General features: G+C 57.0%; 16 protein-coding genes. 14 read left to right on the top strand and 2 right to left on the bottom strand.

The genetic code is table 11. From position 1 onward, the window contains the following. Positions 1–274 precede the first annotated feature (274 nt). From ACK4S7_RS10880 to ACK4S7_RS10865, 4 genes are all read left to right on the top strand, one after another. Positions 275–1,444 carry an acetyl-CoA C-acetyltransferase gene (locus ACK4S7_RS10880; RefSeq protein ID WP_409646718.1) on the top strand — a complete coding sequence of 390 codons (1,170 nt, stop codon included), beginning with the start codon at positions 275–277 and terminating at the stop codon, positions 1,442–1,444. 153 nt (positions 1,445–1,597) lie between these two features. Beyond that, complete coding sequence (locus ACK4S7_RS10875; RefSeq protein WP_409646717.1) at positions 1,598–2,380, top strand: SDR family NAD(P)-dependent oxidoreductase; 783 nt, start codon at positions 1,598–1,600, stop codon at positions 2,378–2,380. A 4-nt stretch (positions 2,381–2,384) separates the two neighbouring features. Next, on the top strand, positions 2,385–3,257 hold the full coding sequence (locus tag ACK4S7_RS10870; protein WP_409646715.1) for a crotonase/enoyl-CoA hydratase family protein: 873 nt from the start codon (positions 2,385–2,387) through the stop codon (positions 3,255–3,257). Positions 3,258–3,304: 47 nt separating this feature from the next. Further along, positions 3,305–3,922 (top strand): TetR family transcriptional regulator, encoded by a 618-nt coding sequence (locus ACK4S7_RS10865; RefSeq protein WP_409646714.1) that lies wholly within the window; start codon positions 3,305–3,307, stop codon positions 3,920–3,922. A gap of 16 nt (positions 3,923–3,938) precedes the next feature. On the opposite strand, the gene ACK4S7_RS10860 is transcribed toward ACK4S7_RS10865, so the two are convergent. After that, complete coding sequence (locus ACK4S7_RS10860) at positions 3,939–5,132, bottom strand: CaiB/BaiF CoA transferase family protein (protein WP_409646712.1); 1,194 nt, start codon at positions 5,130–5,132, stop codon at positions 3,939–3,941. Between the two features lie 92 nt (positions 5,133–5,224). Between ACK4S7_RS10860 and ACK4S7_RS10855 the strand changes: the two genes are divergently transcribed. The 5 genes from ACK4S7_RS10855 (at position 5,225) to ACK4S7_RS10835 (ending at position 10,537) form a co-directional block, all read left to right on the top strand. Further along, entirely contained in the window at positions 5,225–6,718 is a 1,494-nt protein-coding gene (locus ACK4S7_RS10855) for a hypothetical protein (RefSeq protein WP_409646710.1), read from the top strand. A gap of 60 nt (positions 6,719–6,778) precedes the next feature. Further along, positions 6,779–7,204 carry a hypothetical protein gene (locus ACK4S7_RS10850; RefSeq protein ID WP_409646708.1) on the top strand — a complete coding sequence of 142 codons (426 nt, stop codon included), beginning with the start codon at positions 6,779–6,781 and terminating at the stop codon, positions 7,202–7,204. A gap of 127 nt (positions 7,205–7,331) precedes the next feature. Continuing rightward, on the top strand, positions 7,332–9,329 hold the full coding sequence (gene thrS / locus ACK4S7_RS10845; RefSeq protein ID WP_409646706.1) for a threonine--tRNA ligase: 1,998 nt from the start codon (positions 7,332–7,334) through the stop codon (positions 9,327–9,329). Positions 9,330–9,356: 27 nt separating this feature from the next. Further along, the gene (locus tag ACK4S7_RS10840; protein WP_409646705.1) at positions 9,357–9,785 is read left to right on the top strand and encodes a DUF305 domain-containing protein; all 429 of its coding nucleotides are present in this window, start codon (positions 9,357–9,359) and stop codon (positions 9,783–9,785) included. Positions 9,786–9,826: 41 nt separating this feature from the next. Beyond that, complete coding sequence (locus tag ACK4S7_RS10835) at positions 9,827–10,537, top strand: TSUP family transporter (RefSeq protein ID WP_409646703.1); 711 nt, start codon at positions 9,827–9,829, stop codon at positions 10,535–10,537. A gap of 3 nt (positions 10,538–10,540) precedes the next feature. On the opposite strand, the gene uvrB is transcribed toward ACK4S7_RS10835, so the two are convergent. Further along, a complete protein-coding gene (gene uvrB, locus ACK4S7_RS10830; protein WP_409646720.1) occupies positions 10,541–12,730 on the bottom strand; it encodes an excinuclease ABC subunit UvrB in 2,190 nt (729 codons plus the stop codon). Between the two features lie 411 nt (positions 12,731–13,141). Here uvrB and ACK4S7_RS10825 point away from each other — a divergent pair, with 411 nt between their 5' ends. The 5 genes from ACK4S7_RS10825 to ACK4S7_RS10805 all read left to right on the top strand — a co-directional run. Next, a complete protein-coding gene (locus ACK4S7_RS10825; RefSeq protein ID WP_409646702.1) occupies positions 13,142–13,684 on the top strand; it encodes a DUF3617 domain-containing protein in 543 nt (180 codons plus the stop codon). After that, complete coding sequence (locus ACK4S7_RS10820) at positions 13,681–14,238, top strand: DUF3617 domain-containing protein (protein ID WP_409646700.1); 558 nt, start codon at positions 13,681–13,683, stop codon at positions 14,236–14,238. The genes ACK4S7_RS10825 and ACK4S7_RS10820 overlap by 4 nt, the downstream gene beginning before the upstream one ends. Further along, complete coding sequence (locus ACK4S7_RS10815) at positions 14,235–15,395, top strand: serine hydrolase domain-containing protein (protein ID WP_409646698.1); 1,161 nt, start codon at positions 14,235–14,237, stop codon at positions 15,393–15,395. Before ACK4S7_RS10820 ends, ACK4S7_RS10815 begins: the two co-directional genes overlap by 4 nt. An 82-nt stretch (positions 15,396–15,477) precedes the next feature. Continuing rightward, positions 15,478–16,812, top strand: coding sequence for an amidohydrolase (locus tag ACK4S7_RS10810; RefSeq protein WP_409646696.1), 1,335 nt, complete (start codon positions 15,478–15,480; stop codon positions 16,810–16,812). Positions 16,813–16,835: 23 nt separating this feature from the next. Then, a partial coding sequence (locus ACK4S7_RS10805) for a hypothetical protein (protein WP_409646695.1) occupies positions 16,836–17,114 on the top strand: 279 nt, incomplete at its 3' end.

Here is a 17,114-nt window from a genome sequence, read left to right as displayed (position 1 = left end):
TCAAATGAAATCCTACATTGCAAGCGATGAAGATGGGATGCGCCTGCTCAGGAGAGAGAAACCGTAGTGCTGAGCCTGTCGAAGCGCGCCTCACAATATCGCGCCACATTCGCGAGGCGCCCTTCGACTTTCACGAGCGCGTTGCGCTGACGGCTCAGGGCTGCGGTTTTCATTTGTTGGTTCGCGGCGACTCGCTGCCGATAATCTCTTCCTTGACTCTCCGCATCCAAAGTTTAATCGTGCGATTAAATTCATGACACACAGGAGAGAGAATATGGCAGACGCCTATATTGTAGATGCGGTCCGAACCGCTGGTGGTCGCCGCGGCGGCAAGCTTGCCGGTGTCCACCCGGTTGATCTGGGCGCGGCGGTGCTGGATGCCATTGCTGACCGCAATGATTTCGATCCGGCGGCGATTGAAGATGTCATCATGGGCTGCGTTATGCAGGGCGGAGAGCAAGCGGGCGACGTTGGCCGCAATATCGTGCTTGCGTCGCGCTTGCCCAATTCCATCCCCTCGGTCAGCATTGACCGCCAGTGCGGTTCATCACAGCAGTCGATGATGTTTGCAGCGCAAGGCGTCATGTCGGGCACGCAGGACATTGTTCTGGCCGCTGGCATCGAAAGTATGACACGCGTGCCGATGGGCTCGACGTCTATGCTGTTCAAGAAAGAAGGTATGGGCACATACAAGAGTCCCCGGCTTGAAGAAGCTTATCCCGGCATCATGTTCAGCCAGTTCATGGGCGCAGAAATGCTGGTGAAGAAATATGGCTTCACCCGTGAAGACCTTGACCAATTCGCGCTGGAATCACACCAAAAGGCGATTGCCGCTACCCAAAGCGGTGCCTTCGCCAACGAAATAGTGGGCATGGAGGTCGACACGCCGGACGGCAAGATTGTTCACAATACAGACGAAGGCATCCGCTACGACGCGACGTTTGAAAGCCTGTCAGGTGTCAAATTGCTTCAGGAAGGTGGTTCGATCACCGCCGCCAACGCCAGCCAGATTTGCGATGGTGCCTCTGCCGTTCTGATCGTGTCGGAAAAGGCGTTGAAGGAACATGGGCTGACCCCGCGCGCCCGGATCGTCAATTTGACGGTGACGGCGGGTGACCCGGTAATCATGCTGGAAGAGCCATTGTTCGCAACCGATCGCGCGTTTCAGCGCTCGGGCATGAAGATGTCCGACATTGACCTGTATGAGGTAAATGAGGCGTTTGCGCCTGTGCCATTGGCATGGCTGAAGCATACCGGCGGCGACCGTTCCAAAATCAACGTCCATGGCGGCGCGATCGCGCTTGGGCATCCGCTGGGCGCGTCGGGCACGAAGCTGATGGCGACGTTGCTGAATGCACTCGAAGCACGCGGCGGCAAATATGGCCTGCAGACAATGTGCGAAGGCGGCGGTCAGGCGAACGTTACGATCATCGAGCGGGTTTAACTCGCCATCATCCACAAGCGTCACCCTGGAGTCATGGGCGTGCAGAGCACAACTTGTTTCAGGGTCCATCGTGTCACACAAACGAGAGTCTCGGTGGACAGATGGATGCTGAAACAGTTTCGGCATGACGCAGCTTAAATCGGAGAGAGTATTATGAAACTGGATTCAACAGTCGCAGCAGTCGTCACCGGCGGCGCATCGGGCCTTGGCGAAGCAACTGCGCGGGCGCTGGCCGCAAAGGGTGTGAAGGTCGCGATTTTCGACCTTCAGGCTGACAAGGGTGAGGCACTTGCCGCTGAAATCGGCGGGGTGTTTTGCAACGTCAATGTTACCAGCGACGAAAGCGTTGACGCTGGCTTTGCCAAGGCGCGCGCGGCGCATGGTCAGGAACGCATCTTGGTCAACTGCGCTGGCACGGGCAACGCGGCCAAAACCGCAAGTCGTTCGAAGGAAGATGGTTCAATCAAGCATTTCCCGCTCGACGCTTTTGACCGCATCATTCAAATCAATCTGGTCGGCACATTTCGCTGCATAGCCAAGTCGGCGGCAGGTATGCTGACGCTTGAGCCGATGGAAGATGGTGAGCGCGGCGCGATGGTCAATACCGCCTCGGTCGCGGCAGAGGATGGCCAGATGGGCCAAGCGGCCTATTCCGCATCCAAGGGCGGCGTTGTCGGTATGACTTTACCAATCGCCCGCGACCTGATGAGCGAAGGCATTCGCGTCAACACGATCCTGCCAGGCATTTTCAATACGCCGCTAATGAATGGCGCACCGCAAGCCGTTAAAGACGCGCTTGCAGCATCGGTGCCTTTCCCGAAACGCCTTGGCCATCCGCATGAATTCGCGCAGGTTGCCCTGACGATGATCGAGTGTGGTTACTTCAATGGCGAAGACGTACGCGTCGATGGCGCAATCCGCATGGCACCACGTTAAAGCCATGAGCGGCTTCACCCAGATCATTTACGATGTCGCCGACGGCATCGCCACGATTACTATGCACCGTCCGGAAAAGATGAATGCATTTACGAACGTGATGATGCGCGAGATGTGCACCGCGTTTGATCTGGTGGATGCCGATGACGCTGTGCGCGCGGTCATCGTGACGGGATCGGGCGAGCGTGCCTTTTGCGCGGGTGCAGACCTTACGCCGGACTCGGGAGGCGACGTATTCGCCAGCCGGTCGGAAGTCGAAACGCTGTCCGATGAGCGCGTGCGCGATTCGGGCGGGCGGCTGACCTTGCGGATATTTCAGTGCAAAAAGCCTGTGATCGGTGCAATCAACGGCGCAGCAGTCGGCATTGGCGCCACAATGCAGTTGCCCATGGATTTCCGTCTGGCCAGCGACACGGCGCGCTTTGGTTTTGTTTTTGCCCGTCGCGGCATTGTGCCTGAAGCGGCATCAAGCTGGTTCCTGCCGCGCCTTGTCGGCATGCAACAAGCGTTGGAATGGTGCATGACAGGGCGCGTCTTTAACGCAGATGAGGCCCTTAAGGGTGGCCTTGTCCGTTCGGTCCACGCACCGACCGAATTGATGGAAGCGGCCCGCGCGCTTGCACGCGAGATTGCGGACAATACCGCGCCGGTGTCGATTGCCCTAACCCGCGCAATGTTGTGGCGATTGTCGGCGGCTGACCACCCCATGTCCGCGCATGCGATTGACAGCCGGGCGATCTACCGCCGCGCGCGGTCAGGCGACGCGAAAGAGGGCATCGCAAGCTTTCTCGAAAAGCGCAATCCCGTTTATCCCGACAAAGTTTCGACAGACCTGCCTGACTTCTTCCCATGGTGGGATGAACCTGTTTATAAGTAACCCTACGTAAAGGGAGCAGGGCACCAATGGCCACAACAGGACCGAGATTGGCAAGCGATTCAAACGATGGAAGCAATGCGCGCGATCAGCTGATCGATGCAGCCAGCCAGATCATGCGCGATGGCGATACGATTGATTTGTCACTGTCCGAACTGTCATTGCGTGCTGGCCTCAACAGTGCGTTGGTCAAATATTATTTCGGCAACAAGAACGGGCTGATGCTTGCGCTGCTTGACCGCGATATGGGCAATATTGTCCAAAGCCTAGGCGCATTGGTGGCAAAAGATATGCCGCCCGCTGACAAGTTGCGCATTCATATCGGGGCGGTCATCGACACCTATCACGCTTTTCCCTATCTCAACCGACTGTTGATGCGCATGGTCCGCGACAGCGCGCCCGCCGAAGCCGCCCGTATTGCCGAGCTTTACCTCAAGCCAATATCAAAAACTTATGAGGTACTGATCGCGCAAGGTGTGGAGGCCGGCAAGTTCCGCAAGACCGACCCGCAATTCTTCTACTTCACCGTAACGGGCGCGGCCGACCGCTTTTATTCGTCGCGGCTGGTGCTACGCCATTGCTATAATCAGGACGATTTTGACGAGAATATGCGCGATGCCTATCGCGAACATACGATTGACCTGATTATGCGCGGCTTGCTGGTGTAGATACCAAACCAGTTCATCACATCCCCAACGCGGCCCTGATCTCATCACCATCGGCATCAAGCATCGGCGGATGCGCGTAGTTCGATACTGGCGTTCCGGCATACTGCACTGGATGCTTCATCGACCGATATTTGCCGATGTCCGGCGACTCCAGTTCTTCGAAAAAACCGACATCGGCCAAATGCGGGTCCGCCAGCACATCGGCCATACGGTTATATTTCATCGCCGGAATGTCATGCTGCGCCAAAAGATCAAGCCATTCGGCGGTGGTCCGCGTCGCGCTGACTTCTTCGATTAACGCGTATAATTCGCCAGTATGCTTGGTGCGTTCCTGATAGGTTGAAAAGCGCGGGTCATCAAACACATTGGGCCTGCCGCCCAGTTCAAAAAACGTCGCCCATTGGCGGTCGTTATAAGGCACTATGGCAATGAAGCTGTCTTTCGTCGGATAGGGCCGCCGACGCGGATTTACCGACCTTGTATAACCCATGCGTCCGTTGCCAGGGATGAACGTTTCGCCCCATAGATTTTCGACCATGTTGAACCAGGTAAAGCATTCGAACATCGGCACCTGAACAAACTGCCCGCCTTGGCCCCCGGCGCGCGCCAATAAAGCCGCCATCGTCGCATTTGCAGCGAACAACCCGCTCACCTTGTCGGCGACAAGACTTGGCGAATAAGTAGGCCGTCCGCCATCGCGCTGCTCGCTTAACGCGGCAAAGCCCGACGCAGCCTGAATAAGGTCGTCATACGCCTGTCGCTCGCCATACGCGCCGCCCGCACCGAAGCCAGCGCAATGCACATAAACAATGTCGGGGTTGATGGCCTTGACCGCTTCATAGCCAAAGCCAAGCCGCTCGACGCCTGCCATGCGGACATTGTGGATGAACACATCAGCCTCTTCGAGCAAGGCCTCAAGCACCGCTTTGTCCTGGGGCTTTTTAATGTTAAGGTTGATGGCTTTCTTGTTGCGGTTCAGCGCTGTAAAAATCGGCCCATGTTGCTTCGTGGGCGAATCACCGCCATGGCGCATCATGTCGCCCGGCGTGTTGCCTTCGCTGTTTTCGATCTTGATAACTTCGGCGCCAAGGTCAGCCATTTGAACCGTTGCATAAGGGCCAAGCACGACGGTGGCCATATCGACGACCTTGATGCCTTTCAGCGGCCCCGCCGGTTCCTTGTCCCATGTCAGTTTCGGCCATTTTGCCATCCTTGCTCTCCTTGTTGCCCTTGGGCGCACCTTTGCTCTTGCATCGACTGCTAGCATATTTAAGCGTGCAGTTAAGAGATTTTCGGGAGTGAATGATGACCAATTTTGATGCTGGCGCGCCCGTGATAATCGGCGTGGGCGAGGCAAGCCGGAAGACCGTAGCTGGCGAATGGCCTGCCCCCAGAGAGCTGGCGGGGAAAGCAATCAAAACCGCGCTTGCCGATACTGGCCAGAGTGACGCCGTTGCTGCTGCAATTGATAGCATCGCTGCTATCCGTACATTTGAGGACAGTGGCGTGAGCCTTGGTACCGGGTCGCCTGACAACGCACCGGAGGCCTTCGGCGCTGCCGGTGGCGTGCGCGCGGAGCGGTTAATCTACGCCGATGTGGGCGGTCAAAGCCCGCAGGCAATGCTGAACGAGATTGCGGGCGATATCAGGCGCGGCAGTTGCCAAATGGCCCTAATCGTCGCGGCCGAGGCCACCGGCACCGCCAAAAGGGCGCGCAAGGCCGGCGTGACGCTAGACTGGCGTCTGCCATCGGACACCCCCTTCGATAACCGGCTGTCCAGCTTCCCGATATTAAGCCGCACGGAAATTCGCCACGGCATTATCTCCATGCCGCTTGCCTATAGCCTGATCGAAAATGCGCGTCGGATTGGCCTCGGGATGAACAATGATGCTTATGCAAACGAAATGGCAGCCTTGTGGTCTGCATTTTCGGCCAAGGCTGAAACGCGGCCGCATGCGCAGTTTCCGGGCTTTCGATCGCCCGAAGTGATGATGGGCGCCGATAACGCCAATTACCCGCTGACTGATATCTACCGTCGCTGGCATGTGGCGCAGGACGCGGTCGATCTGGGCGCTGCCGTCATCATGACCAGCGCCGGCAAGGCGCGCGAATTGGGCGTGCCACAAGACAAATGGATATGGCTCGCGGGCGCAGCCGAAGCCGCTGAGCCGCCATTATCGGAGCGTCCGGTTGTCCACCGCTCCGCGGCACTCGATTTTGCCATTCCCGCGGCTTTGAATCAGGCAGGACTTGAACCATCTGACCTTGGCCCGGTTGATATCTATAGCTGCTTTCCCTGCGCGGTTTTCGCGGCCATTGACAGTATGCAGGACGCTGGCCGCGCGCTTGGTGATTATACCCTTACTGGCGGCCTCAGCTTCTTTGGCGGGCCGGGCAATGGCTACAGCATGTATAACATTGCCGCGATGGTCGATGCGCTGCGCCGTGACGGATCAAAACCGGCCCTGGTCACGGCCAATGGCGGCGTCATGTCCAAGCAAGCTGTCGGCATTTACACCGCGGACCAGCCTGCTTTTGCCTGGTCTGGCGAGGCGGCAAAAGGCCCTAGCCCGAAAACGCTGGCACTTGACGACGGGCCGCTGGGCAAGGCGCGGGTGCTTAGCTTCGTGCGTCCCGCAGGCAAGGACGGTTTTGGTCCGGCGACTGTGTTGCTGGAAACGGAACGGGGCACGCGCACTATGGCGATTGTCGACAGTCCGCTTGATGCCGACCTTGGTAATGCGATGGTTCACGTGACGCGAGGGGAAAAACGCCATATTGCGACGCTTATTTGATAATCTACGGTTCATCCTGACGCAGTTATGATATGATGTTGCGTGAACTGGAGAAAATCGATGCATATGTTCAAATTCGCTGCCCTTGCACTTCCATTGTCGTTGGTTGCTGCTTGCGGCCAGATTGACCGCACGCCCGTTCCGTTGACCGAAAAGCAAAGCGCAATGCTTATGAAAGAGCTTGACGGCAAGGTCGCTGGCAAACCGGTGAACTGCATCAGCGACTTCAGCGCAAACAACACAATCCGTGTCAGTGACGATATCCTGCTTTATCGCGTGTCCAGCCGGCTGGTGTATAAGAACAATCTGCGATCTTCCTGCCGTGGGCTTGCAAGCGACAATGACATCATGGTTTCCGAACAATTTGGCGGCCAGAAATGCCGGGGCGATATTATCCGCTTGGTGGACCGGAACAGCGGAATACCCGGCGGCTTCTGCAGTCTGGGTGACTTTGTTCCTTATCGTGCAGAAAAGGATAGGGATTAGTCGCGGCTTACCGACCGCGTCCATGGGCACGGTCAGTCGAATTTAGGGGCAAAGCCTGCAGGCTTGCGACTTCGCCTCTGGGCTGGCAAAGGGGCGCTTCCAACCTACGTTGAAAGCAAGATATTCCATGTCCGAGATGATCCGTGTCACCCTTCCCGATGGCTCTGCCCGTGAAGTCGCGCGTGGCACCACCCCTGCGGATATTGCCGCTGCGATTGGCCCCGGCCTTGCAAAGGCCGCGATTGCAGCGCGGGTAGATGGCGAATTGCGTGATATTATGCGCCCGATTGACGCGGATGCGCAACTGGCGTTGGTCACGACCCGCGATGAGGCGGATGCGCTTGAACTTGCCCGCCATGACTTTGCGCATATCCTGGCCGAAGCGGTGCAGACCCTGTTTCCCGGAACGCAAATTACCTTTGGTCCATCCACCGATGACGGTTTTTATTATGACGTGATGGCGCCCGCCTCGCGTGGTCCGTTCACTATGGATGACCTGCCCGCCATTGAAGAACAAATGCGGGCAATTATCCGCGCGGACAAGCCGCTGCGCCGTGAAGTCATGGCACGTGATGCGTTGATCGCGACCTGGCAGGATGCAGGCGAAAGCTTCAAGGCCGAATGGGCAGCAGAGCTGCCCGAGGGTGAGGAATTGTCCGTCTACTGGTCGGGGGATGACTGGATGGATATGTGTAGGGGGCCACATCTGGCGTCTACTGGAAAGCTTGACCCGGCTGCGTTCAAACTTACGCGCGTTGCAGGTGCCTATTGGCGCGGGGACCAGAAGAATCCGCAATTAAGCCGGATCTACGGCACTGGCTGGTTAAACAAGAAACAACTCGACGCGCATCTTCTCCGTTTGGAAGAAGCCGCCAAGCGCGACCACCGCCGCTTGGGCCAGGACATGGACCTGTTCCATCTGCAGCAAGAGGCACATGGTTCGGTTTTCTGGCACCCCAATGGCTATCTGATCTGGCGTGAACTTGAATCCTATATGCGCCGCGCCATTGACGGGGCAGGTTATAAGGAAGTGAAAACCCCGCAGGTCATGGATGCGCGGCAATGGGAACAGTCAGGACATTGGGGCAAATACCGCGCCAATATGTTCGTCATCCCTGACGAAGTGCCCAATGTCGATGACGAGGGCCCGGTTATTTCCGGCGAGGCCGACTGGATGGCGTTGAAGCCCATGAACTGTCCTGCGCACGTCCTCATCTTCCGGCAGGGTATCAAATCCTATCGCGACCTGCCGTTACGCATATACGAAAATGGCTGCTGCCATCGCAACGAACCGCATGGCGCATTGCATGGCCTGATGCGTGTGCGCCAGTTTACGCAGGACGACGCGCATATCTTCTGCCGCGAAGACCAGATTGTTGAGGAAGTGCAAGCTTTCTGCGCGCTGGCCGACCGGGTCTACAAGGAATTTGGCTTTACCTATTCGATCAAGCTCGCGTTACGGCCCGAGCAACGCTTTGGCTCCGACGCAGATTGGGACAAGGCGGAAAACGAACTGCGCGACGCCGTGGTTCGCGCTGGCCTTGCGACTGCTGAATATGGGTGGGAAGAACTGCCCGGCGAAGGAGCATTTTATGCGCCCAAGCTCGAATGGCACCTGACCGACGCGATTGGCCGGACATGGCAGGTCGGCACGATCCAGTCCGACCGCGTATTGCCTGAGCGGCTTGACGCAAGCTATGTGGGCGAGGACGGTGCACGCCACCGCCCCGTCATGCTGCACCGGGCAATTTTTGGCAGCTATGAACGTTTCATTGGCATATTGATCGAACATTATGCTGGCCGCTTCCCCGTGTGGCTCGCGCCTGTACAAGCGGTAGTTGCGACGATCACTTCAGAAGCGGATGGTTATGCGCAGGATGTGACCGCAAGGCTGAAAGCGGCTGGCATTCGCGTAAATGTCGACACGCGGAACGAAAAGATCAACTACAAGGTGCGCGAGCATAGCGTCGCCAAGGTACCGCATTTGCTCGTCGTGGGTATGCGTGAGGCAGAGGAAGGCAAGGTTGCAATCCGCAGCCTTGGCTCCGATGGCCAGCGCATTATGACGCTGGAAGAGGCAATTGCGATGCTGTGGCACGAAGCAACACCGCCCGATATGCGCTGATCCCGATTCCCCCGATCAAAGGAGATAATGATGAAAATGCTTCCTTTAACGCTTGCTGCTGTCCTGTTGTTGGCCGCGTGCCAGAAGCCTGCCGCAGATGAAGCTGCTGATACGACTGCAGCACCCGCAGCAACCGACGCGACGGCGAATTACAACGCCGCACAAAAGGCTTATGCTGCTGCCAATGACAAGATGCATGCCGGCATGGGCAATATCAACGAAGACGCGGATGTGGCGTTTATGCAGGGCATGATCCCGCACCATATGGGTGCTGTCGAAATGGCCAAGGTTGCGCTCGAACATGGCAAGGACCCCGAAGTGCGCGCCCTTGCACAAAAGGTGATTGCAGCACAGGAAGCCGAAATGAAGGAAATGCAGGCCTGGCTCGACAAAAAAGGCATCGTGGCAGCCGACAAGCCAATGACGGCGGCTGAACACGCAGCGATGGGGCACTGAACATTCAGGAGCTGACAGGGCTGGCCACTACGCCCTTGCTGATGTTGGCAGCCGTGACGTTTGGTGCTGCGTATATTCGCGGGCTGACCGGTTTCGGTATGGCGATCATTCTCGTGCCCCTTTTTGGCTTGATTGTGAAACCGGGAGAAGCTGTTGTAATCGCCATATTGCTTCAGACGCTCATTGGCCCGGTTGGGCTTAAGGTCATATTGGCTGATGCCCATAGGCAAAGTGCGCTGTTGATTGCGGGCTTTGCTGTGCTTGCAACACCGCTTGGAATATTGCTGTTGATGCACACTACGCCGGATGTGGCGCGTTTGATGATTGCAGCAATTGCCATCGGGGCGTTTTTGCTGGTGCTGCTACCCCAGCGTGGCGAACTTCGCCCGGGACCAAGGGAAACGGCGCTGACGGGCATCGCTGCTGGAGTTCTTACTGGCTTTGCAGCAATGCCCGGGCCGCCGGTCGTCCCTTTCTATCTGCGTCAACCCATCCCACCCAAGGAAGCACGGGCATCGATGATGCTGGTGTTTTTTGCGACGGCTATTGCCGGCACGATCTCTGCCTTTGCGCTTGGGCTGGCAGACGGGCGGCTATTGTGGCTGTCGCTGTTGCTGTTCCCCTCAGTGCTTTTGGGCAATTGGCTTGGCGCCAGATCCTTTGGCAAAGTAGCTGCAAAGGTGTGGCGCAGCTTTGTTGCGGGTATTCTCGGGCTTGCTGGCCTTTCGGCCGTTATCCGGCTGCTGAATTAACTTCTATTTGCCGAACTTGCGCTGCGTCTTGCCATAGCGCATTTTTCGAGTACCGGGCTGGCCCTCGGTTGCGCGGCCTTTGGGGGCGGCGACATGCTGCTGGTGCGGCAGGCCAAGCTCGGTTGCCTCCAGAGAGCGTATTTCGTCGCGAAGGCGGCCTGCCTCTTCAAACTCCAGATCGGCCGCGGCCGCGCGCATCTTCTTTTCGAGATCGTCGATATAGGCCCGCAAATTGTGCCCGACGAGGTTGTTGGCACCATCGGCATCAATGTCGACCAGCACCGAATCGCGGCTGGCGGTGTCGGCGACGATGTCATGGATGTCGCGTTTAATCGTAGCCGGGGTGATGCCGTGCTCCAAGTTATACGCATGCTGCTTTTCGCGGCGACGGTCGGTTTCCCGGATAGCGCGTTCCATGCTGCCTGTCATGCGGTCCGCGTACAGGATAACACGGCCTTCAACGTTACGCGCGGCGCGGCCAATCGTCTGGATCAACGACGTTTCGCTGCGCAGGAAGCCTTCCTTGTCCGCGTCCAGAATTGCTACCAACCCGCATTCGGGAATATCCAGTCCCTCACGCAGCAGGTTGATGCCGACAAGCACATCATAGACGCCCCGGCGCAGATCGCGGATCAGTTCGATGCGCTCGAGCGTTTCGACATCGCTGTGCATGTACCGCACGCGAAGCCCTGCTTCATGCATGAATTCCGTCAGGTCTTCTGCCATGCGCTTGGTCAATGTGGTGACTAGGGTGCGGAAACCAGCCTCTGCAGTCTTGCGGCATTCGTTGATGCAATCCTGCACCTGATCCTCGACGGGCTTGATCTCGACAGGGGGGTCGATAAGCCCTGTCGGGCGAATAACCTGTTCGGCAAATACGCCGCCCGATTGTTCCATCTCCCACCCGCCAGGCGTTGCTGAGACGCATACCGTTTGCGGACGCATGATGTCCCACTCATTAAAACGAAGCGGCCGGTTGTCGATGCAAGATGGCAAGCGGAAGCCATATTCGGCAAGCGTCAGCTTGCGCCTATGGTCGCCCTTGGCCATCGCGCCGATTTGCGGCACGGTCTGATGGCTTTCGTCGACAAACAGCAAGGCATTGTCAGGCAGATATTCAAACAGGGTCGGGGGTGGTTCACCCGGCAGGCGGCCAGTCAGAAAGCGCGAGTAATTCTCGATACCAGCGCAAGACCCTGTCGCGGCAATCATCTCAAGGTCGAAATTTGTCCGTTCCTCGAGCCGTTGCGCCTCCAGTAATTTACCTTCGGATACAAGTTCCTTCAAACGCTCGGTCAATTCAAAGCGGATCGCTTCGCTTGCCTGCTTCATTGTCGGGCCCGGCGTAACATAATGGCTGTTGGCATATACGCGCACATTGTTCAGCTTTGCACCGCTGGTGCCTGTCAGCGGGTCGAATTCGGCGATTTCCTCAATCTCGTCGCCAAAGAAACTGATGCGCCACGCCGTGTCTTCATAATGCGACGGGAAGATTTCAAGATTGTCCCCGCGCACACGGAAATTGCCGCGCGCAAACGCCGTGTCGTTTCGTTTATATTGCAATGCGACCAGCTTGCGGATCAACTCCCGCTGATCAACGTTTTCGCCCGTTTTCAGGTCGAAGATCATCGCCGAATAGGTTTCGACCGACCCGATACCATAAATGCAAGATACCGAAGCGACGATGATGACATCATCGCGTTCCAGCAAAGACCGCGTAGCCGAGTGGCGCATCCGGTCAATTGCCTCGTTTACGCTCGATTCCTTCTCGATATAGGTATCGCTGCGCGGGACATAGGCCTCGGGCTGGTAATAGTCGTAATAAGAGACGAAATATTCGACCGCATTGTCGGGGAAGAAGCTCTTGAACTCGCCGTAAAGCTGCGCCGCCAGAATCTTGTTAGGTGCAAGGATAAGGGCGGGGCGTTGCAGGGCTTCAATCACTTTGGCGACGGTGAAGGTCTTGCCCGATCCGGTCACGCCCAGCAGAACCTGATTCTTCTCCCCGGTTAAAGCCGTATCCACAAGCTCCCGAATGGCCGTCGGCTGGTCACCGGCTGGTGAATAATCGGACACAATCCGAAACGGTCTACCGCCTTCCAGTTTTGGCGGACGCGCGGGCCGGTGCGGGGTGAAGGTGCCGACTGTATCTGGTTCTTCCAGCCCACGGCGAATTATAAGGCCCTGAGTCATTTTGAAACTGGTCCGATCTGTAGGTGCGCTGCAATGCCCGTTGGCCGTTGCTGACGCGGGTGCGGCGCGATGATGCATGCTGTCGGAAAAGCCATGTTCGCTATATGTGCTTTACGTGTTCGCAGGGCAAGGGCTGTGCGACGGAATGCGCCGGCCCAGTCGAATTTACTTTCCTACACGGCCACAATTTGTTTTACTCTTTGTTATCAGGACGACGCATCCAATGCGTTAGTCATTCCGGCCTTTGGAGCAGCGGAGTATCAGTGACTGTTTCGCCAACATCGGCAGCGACGCGAGGCGTTTTAGGTGAGACGTTAGTGTGACTTTAGGGCCGTGCCTTTTATCGCTGTTGCCTTTTGGATTGGGCGGCGACACAACAAGAAAACGAAACCACAGCAAGAGGCTATACCAATGCATAAATTTTTTCTGATGGGCGCCGCTGCGCTGGCTTTGTCTGCATGTTCCGACAAAGGCGCAGATGCTGATGGCGATGGCAAAATCAGCGATGCCGAAGCGGCGACAGAAATGTCGGCCGGTGGCGCGATGGCGATGAAGCCCGGTTTATGGGAAGTGAAAATCAGCTTTGACAAGCTTGACGCGCCCGGTGCGCCTGCGGACATGCAGGACAAGATGAAGGCGCAGATGGGTCAAGGCGTGACTCAGAGCAGCTGCCTGACGCAGGCACAGGTGGACAAGCCAGGGATGGAATTTTTTGGCGCTCCCCCCGAAGCCAATTGCACTTTTGACGACCTTGATCGCTCGACGGACGGCGTGAAGATCGCAATGACCTGCAAGCCAAGCGGCCCGATCGTCGTAAAAAGCAAGATGGACGGAAAATTCGGTGCAGAAACCTATACCATGAACATTGAACAGAACACCGAAGGCACACCAATGGGCGCAGTCAAGATGACCGGCAAAATCGAAGGCAAGCGCGTTGGGGATTGCCCCGCATGAAGGTGAAAGTAATGAAAGCGGCGTTGCCTATGATGGCGCTGCTGGAACTGGCCGCTTGCGCGGATAACAGTGCCGACAAGGATGGAAACGGAATAATCGATAGCGAAGAGCGTGCTGCCGAAATGGACTATGACGCCTTTATTCCGATGAAGGCCGGGCATTGGGAAACCAAATTTGTTTTTAACGACATCAATGTGCCGACGTTGAGCAAGAGCCAGAAACAGCAGATAATGAATGAAGTGGCGAAAAGCGCCTCAAGCAAAAGCTGTTTGACGCAGGCCGAAGCGAAAAAGCCGGGGGCAGATTTCTTTGGCGGTGATGGCGCGGAAAAATGTCTTTACAAGGCGTTCGATGTTTCTGGGCAGAATGTCAGGATGAAGCTGTCCTGCGGCATGGATGGCATGGGCAGTGTCGACATGGAGCTGGCCGGCGTCATGGGCGAAACCGATTTCAGTTATGACAGCAAGGTCGATGTCCGCTTACCGATGATTGGTAAAGTTGCGATGCAAGGTAAAGCAACGGGTAAATATATCGGCGCTTGCCCCGCCTCATGATGGGCGCCCGCGGCATATATTATGCCGCTATGGCGGTCGCGGCGATGATGGTTTCGGGCTGCGCGCCGGATAAGGGCTTAGGCACTACGGCTCAGGCTGATGGCAATATCCGGCCAGCAAATGTTCAGGTGGATTTTACCGCCGACCGCATAACGTCGGCGACGGTCGTCGGTGACGCAGGCGTTGCAGGGCGGCCAGTGACCATAGATGATCCCGCACGGGTCGCGTCGATTTCCAAGCTGGTGGTGTCCATTGCGGTGATGCGGCTGGTGGAGCAGGGGACAGTTGACCTTGATCGCGATGTCAGCGGCTATCTTGGTTGGCGCGTGCGCAACCCGGCCTTTCCCGATACCCCTGTTACATTGCGCGCCTTGTTGTCGCACCAGAGCGGCCTGCGCGACGAGATAGACTATATTGTCCCGCTCGACGGTAAGCTTGAAGCCGTGCTTGCCAACCCGAAGGCATGGGATGCACGTCACCCGCCTGGCACCTATTTTTCTTATGCCAACATCAACTCTCCGCTGATTGCATCGGTGATGGAGGGCGCGACGGGTGAACGGTTTGACCGTCTTATGGCGCGTCTGGTGCTCACACCGCTTGGTCTCGATGCCTGTTATAATTGGGGCGCAGGCTGCAGTGACGCGCGTCGGGCGCAGGCAGTGACCTTGCTTCGGCCCAATGGCGACCTTGCGCGCGATGCCGCGATGGACGGGCCGGATCCTTGCGCCGTCTACCCTGCCAGCGACGGGAGTTGCGACGTGGAAAAGCTTTACCAGCTCGGCCGCAATGGCTCTGCTTTCAGCCCGCAAGGCGGCTTGCGCATTTCGGCGCGTGATCTCGCGAAAATTGGTCAGCTTCTGTTGCGCGATGGCGCGCCCTTGTTGACGCCAGAAAGCTTTGCCGAAATGATTGGCCCAGCCTGGACCTTTGACGGCAGAAATGGTGATAATGATAAAGGCTATTTCACGAGCTATGGTCTTGGCGTGCACTGGTTAACTGACAATAACGGCAATCGCTGGTTCGGCCACGTGGGAGAGGCATATTCGCTGCGGGCCGGATTTTGGATCAACCCTGCCGAACGCCGGGGATTCTATAGATATGTGACCATGGTCGATGAATTTTCCGCGGTTGGGCATTGCTTTGACCGGTGCCCGTGATAGCGTGCCGGCAAAATGGCAGGGATAACGAGCGGCGCTATGGCAATTTGCTTCGAGGCGCAGAAACAGGGGGACTTAGATCATGATAAAGAAAACTATTTTGGGCGCATTATTGACCAGTGCGCTGGTCGCGACGCCAGCCGCAGCAAGACCTGATTATGCAGACTCGATAAAGGCTGATTACGACAAGTCGCTTGCGAGCCTTTGGGACCATTTCCACCGCAACCCCGAGCTGTCGTTCCGCGAGTATAAGACCGCCGCACGTATGGCTCAGGAATTGCGCGCTGTACCCGGCATGCTTGTTACGGAAAAGGTTGGCGGCACTGGCGTCGTTGGCATGTTGAAAAACGGCGATGGGCCAGTCGTTCTGGTCCGCGCTGATATGGACGGCCTGCCAGTGCAGGAACGCTCTGGTCTCGCTAATGCCTCGACCGTGAAGCAGGTGGGTGTTGACGGCCTCGAAATGCCCGTGATGCACGCATGCGGACATGATGTGCACATTACGTCTCTGGTCGGGACGGCCCGTCAGTTGGCGCGCATGAAGGACCGCTGGAAGGGAACGGTATTGTTCATTGTCCAACCGGCGGAAGAACGTGTTGGTGGCGCAAAGGCGATGATCGAAGATGGGCTCTACACCCGTTTTCCAAAGCCTGATTATGCCTTGGCATTCCATGTCGCGGCTGAGCTTGAGACTGGCAAGATATCGGCTTCAGAAGGTATTCAATATTCGTCTGCCGACAGTGTCGATATCCGCGTTCCCGGCATCGCTACCCATGGCGCCGCACCGCATCTTGGTCGTGATCCGGTCTATATCGCCTCGCAAATCGTGGTTGGCCTGCAGTCCATCATCAGCCGTGAGAAGGGGCCGTTGGATCCGGGCGTGATCACTGTTGGCGCTTTCCACGCAGGAACCAAACATAATATTATTTCCGAATATGCTGACTTACAGGTCACAGTGCGTTCCAACAACCAGGCCGTACGTGACAGGCTGATCGCCTCCATTGAACGCGTCGCCAAAGGCATTGGCGCGGCGCATGGATTGCCTGATGACAAATTGCCGGTCGTGACTGTCACCGAAAGCACACCCGTCACGGTGAATGACGGCGCGCTGGCACGCCGCCTGAATGGCGCAATCGCCAACGCCTTGGGCAAGGATGTTGTGACACCGTTCCGTCAAACGACTATGGGGGCAGAGGACTTCGCCTTTTTCGTCGATCAGAAACATGGTATTCCGGGCTATTATTTCGCCGTAGGCGGGACCAATCCTGAATGGATTGCTGCCGCCAAGAATGGCGGACCACCAGTTGCAGGCCATCATTCACCCCTGTTCAAAATAGATCCGGAACCATCGGTGCGCTTGGGAATTGAGGCAACAACTGCGGCTGTTCTGGATTTGCTGGGACCAGGCAAGAACTGACCGGCACAAAATAGGGAAATCCCATGGCGCGAAAAATTCGCGATCATTTTGAATATGAGGCTGTTTCAGCAGAGCCAGATGTAACATGCTGGCTCTGCTCACGTCCGATGGGAGATGTGACCGAATGGCATCACCCCGTACCCAAAAGCCGGGGTGGTAAGGAACGGCAACCGGTGCATCCAATTTGCCATCGGACGATCCATGCCAATTTCACCAACAGTGATCTCGAAAAGCGCTTTGCTACCGTCGATGCATTGTTGGCGCACGCAGAAATCGGGCGGTTTGTTGACTGGATTGCCAAC

Source organism: Sphingorhabdus sp., from assembly GCF_046292425.1.
Lineage (GTDB): Bacteria > Pseudomonadota > Alphaproteobacteria > Sphingomonadales > Sphingomonadaceae > Sphingorhabdus_B.
The sequence above is the reverse complement of the archived record's forward strand: the minus strand, read 5'-3'. Positions and strand labels throughout refer to the sequence as shown.

Excerpts from the sequence above, each read along its gene's own strand:
- ACK4S7_RS10880 (WP_409646718.1), top strand. The coding sequence starts at position 275 with ATGGCAGACGCCTATATTGTAGATGCGGTCCGAACCGCTGGTGGTCGC.
- ACK4S7_RS10875 (WP_409646717.1), top strand. The coding sequence starts at position 1,598 with ATGAAACTGGATTCAACAGTCGCAGCAGTCGTCACCGGCGGCGCATCG.
- ACK4S7_RS10870 (WP_409646715.1), top strand. The coding sequence starts at position 2,385 with ATGAGCGGCTTCACCCAGATCATTTACGATGTCGCCGACGGCATCGCC.
- ACK4S7_RS10860 (WP_409646712.1), bottom strand. The coding sequence starts at position 5,132 with ATGGCAAAATGGCCGAAACTGACATGGGACAAGGAACCGGCGGGGCCG.
- ACK4S7_RS10855 (WP_409646710.1), top strand. The coding sequence starts at position 5,225 with ATGATGACCAATTTTGATGCTGGCGCGCCCGTGATAATCGGCGTGGGC.
- ACK4S7_RS10850 (WP_409646708.1), top strand. The coding sequence starts at position 6,779 with ATGCATATGTTCAAATTCGCTGCCCTTGCACTTCCATTGTCGTTGGTT.
- thrS (WP_409646706.1), top strand. The coding sequence starts at position 7,332 with ATGTCCGAGATGATCCGTGTCACCCTTCCCGATGGCTCTGCCCGTGAA.
- ACK4S7_RS10840 (WP_409646705.1), top strand. The coding sequence starts at position 9,357 with ATGATGAAAATGCTTCCTTTAACGCTTGCTGCTGTCCTGTTGTTGGCC.
- ACK4S7_RS10835 (WP_409646703.1), top strand. The coding sequence starts at position 9,827 with ATGTTGGCAGCCGTGACGTTTGGTGCTGCGTATATTCGCGGGCTGACC.
- uvrB (WP_409646720.1), bottom strand. The coding sequence starts at position 12,730 with ATGACTCAGGGCCTTATAATTCGCCGTGGGCTGGAAGAACCAGATACA.
- ACK4S7_RS10825 (WP_409646702.1), top strand. The coding sequence starts at position 13,142 with ATGCATAAATTTTTTCTGATGGGCGCCGCTGCGCTGGCTTTGTCTGCA.
- ACK4S7_RS10820 (WP_409646700.1), top strand. The coding sequence starts at position 13,681 with ATGAAGGTGAAAGTAATGAAAGCGGCGTTGCCTATGATGGCGCTGCTG.
- ACK4S7_RS10815 (WP_409646698.1), top strand. The coding sequence starts at position 14,235 with ATGATGGGCGCCCGCGGCATATATTATGCCGCTATGGCGGTCGCGGCG.
- ACK4S7_RS10810 (WP_409646696.1), top strand. The coding sequence starts at position 15,478 with ATGATAAAGAAAACTATTTTGGGCGCATTATTGACCAGTGCGCTGGTC.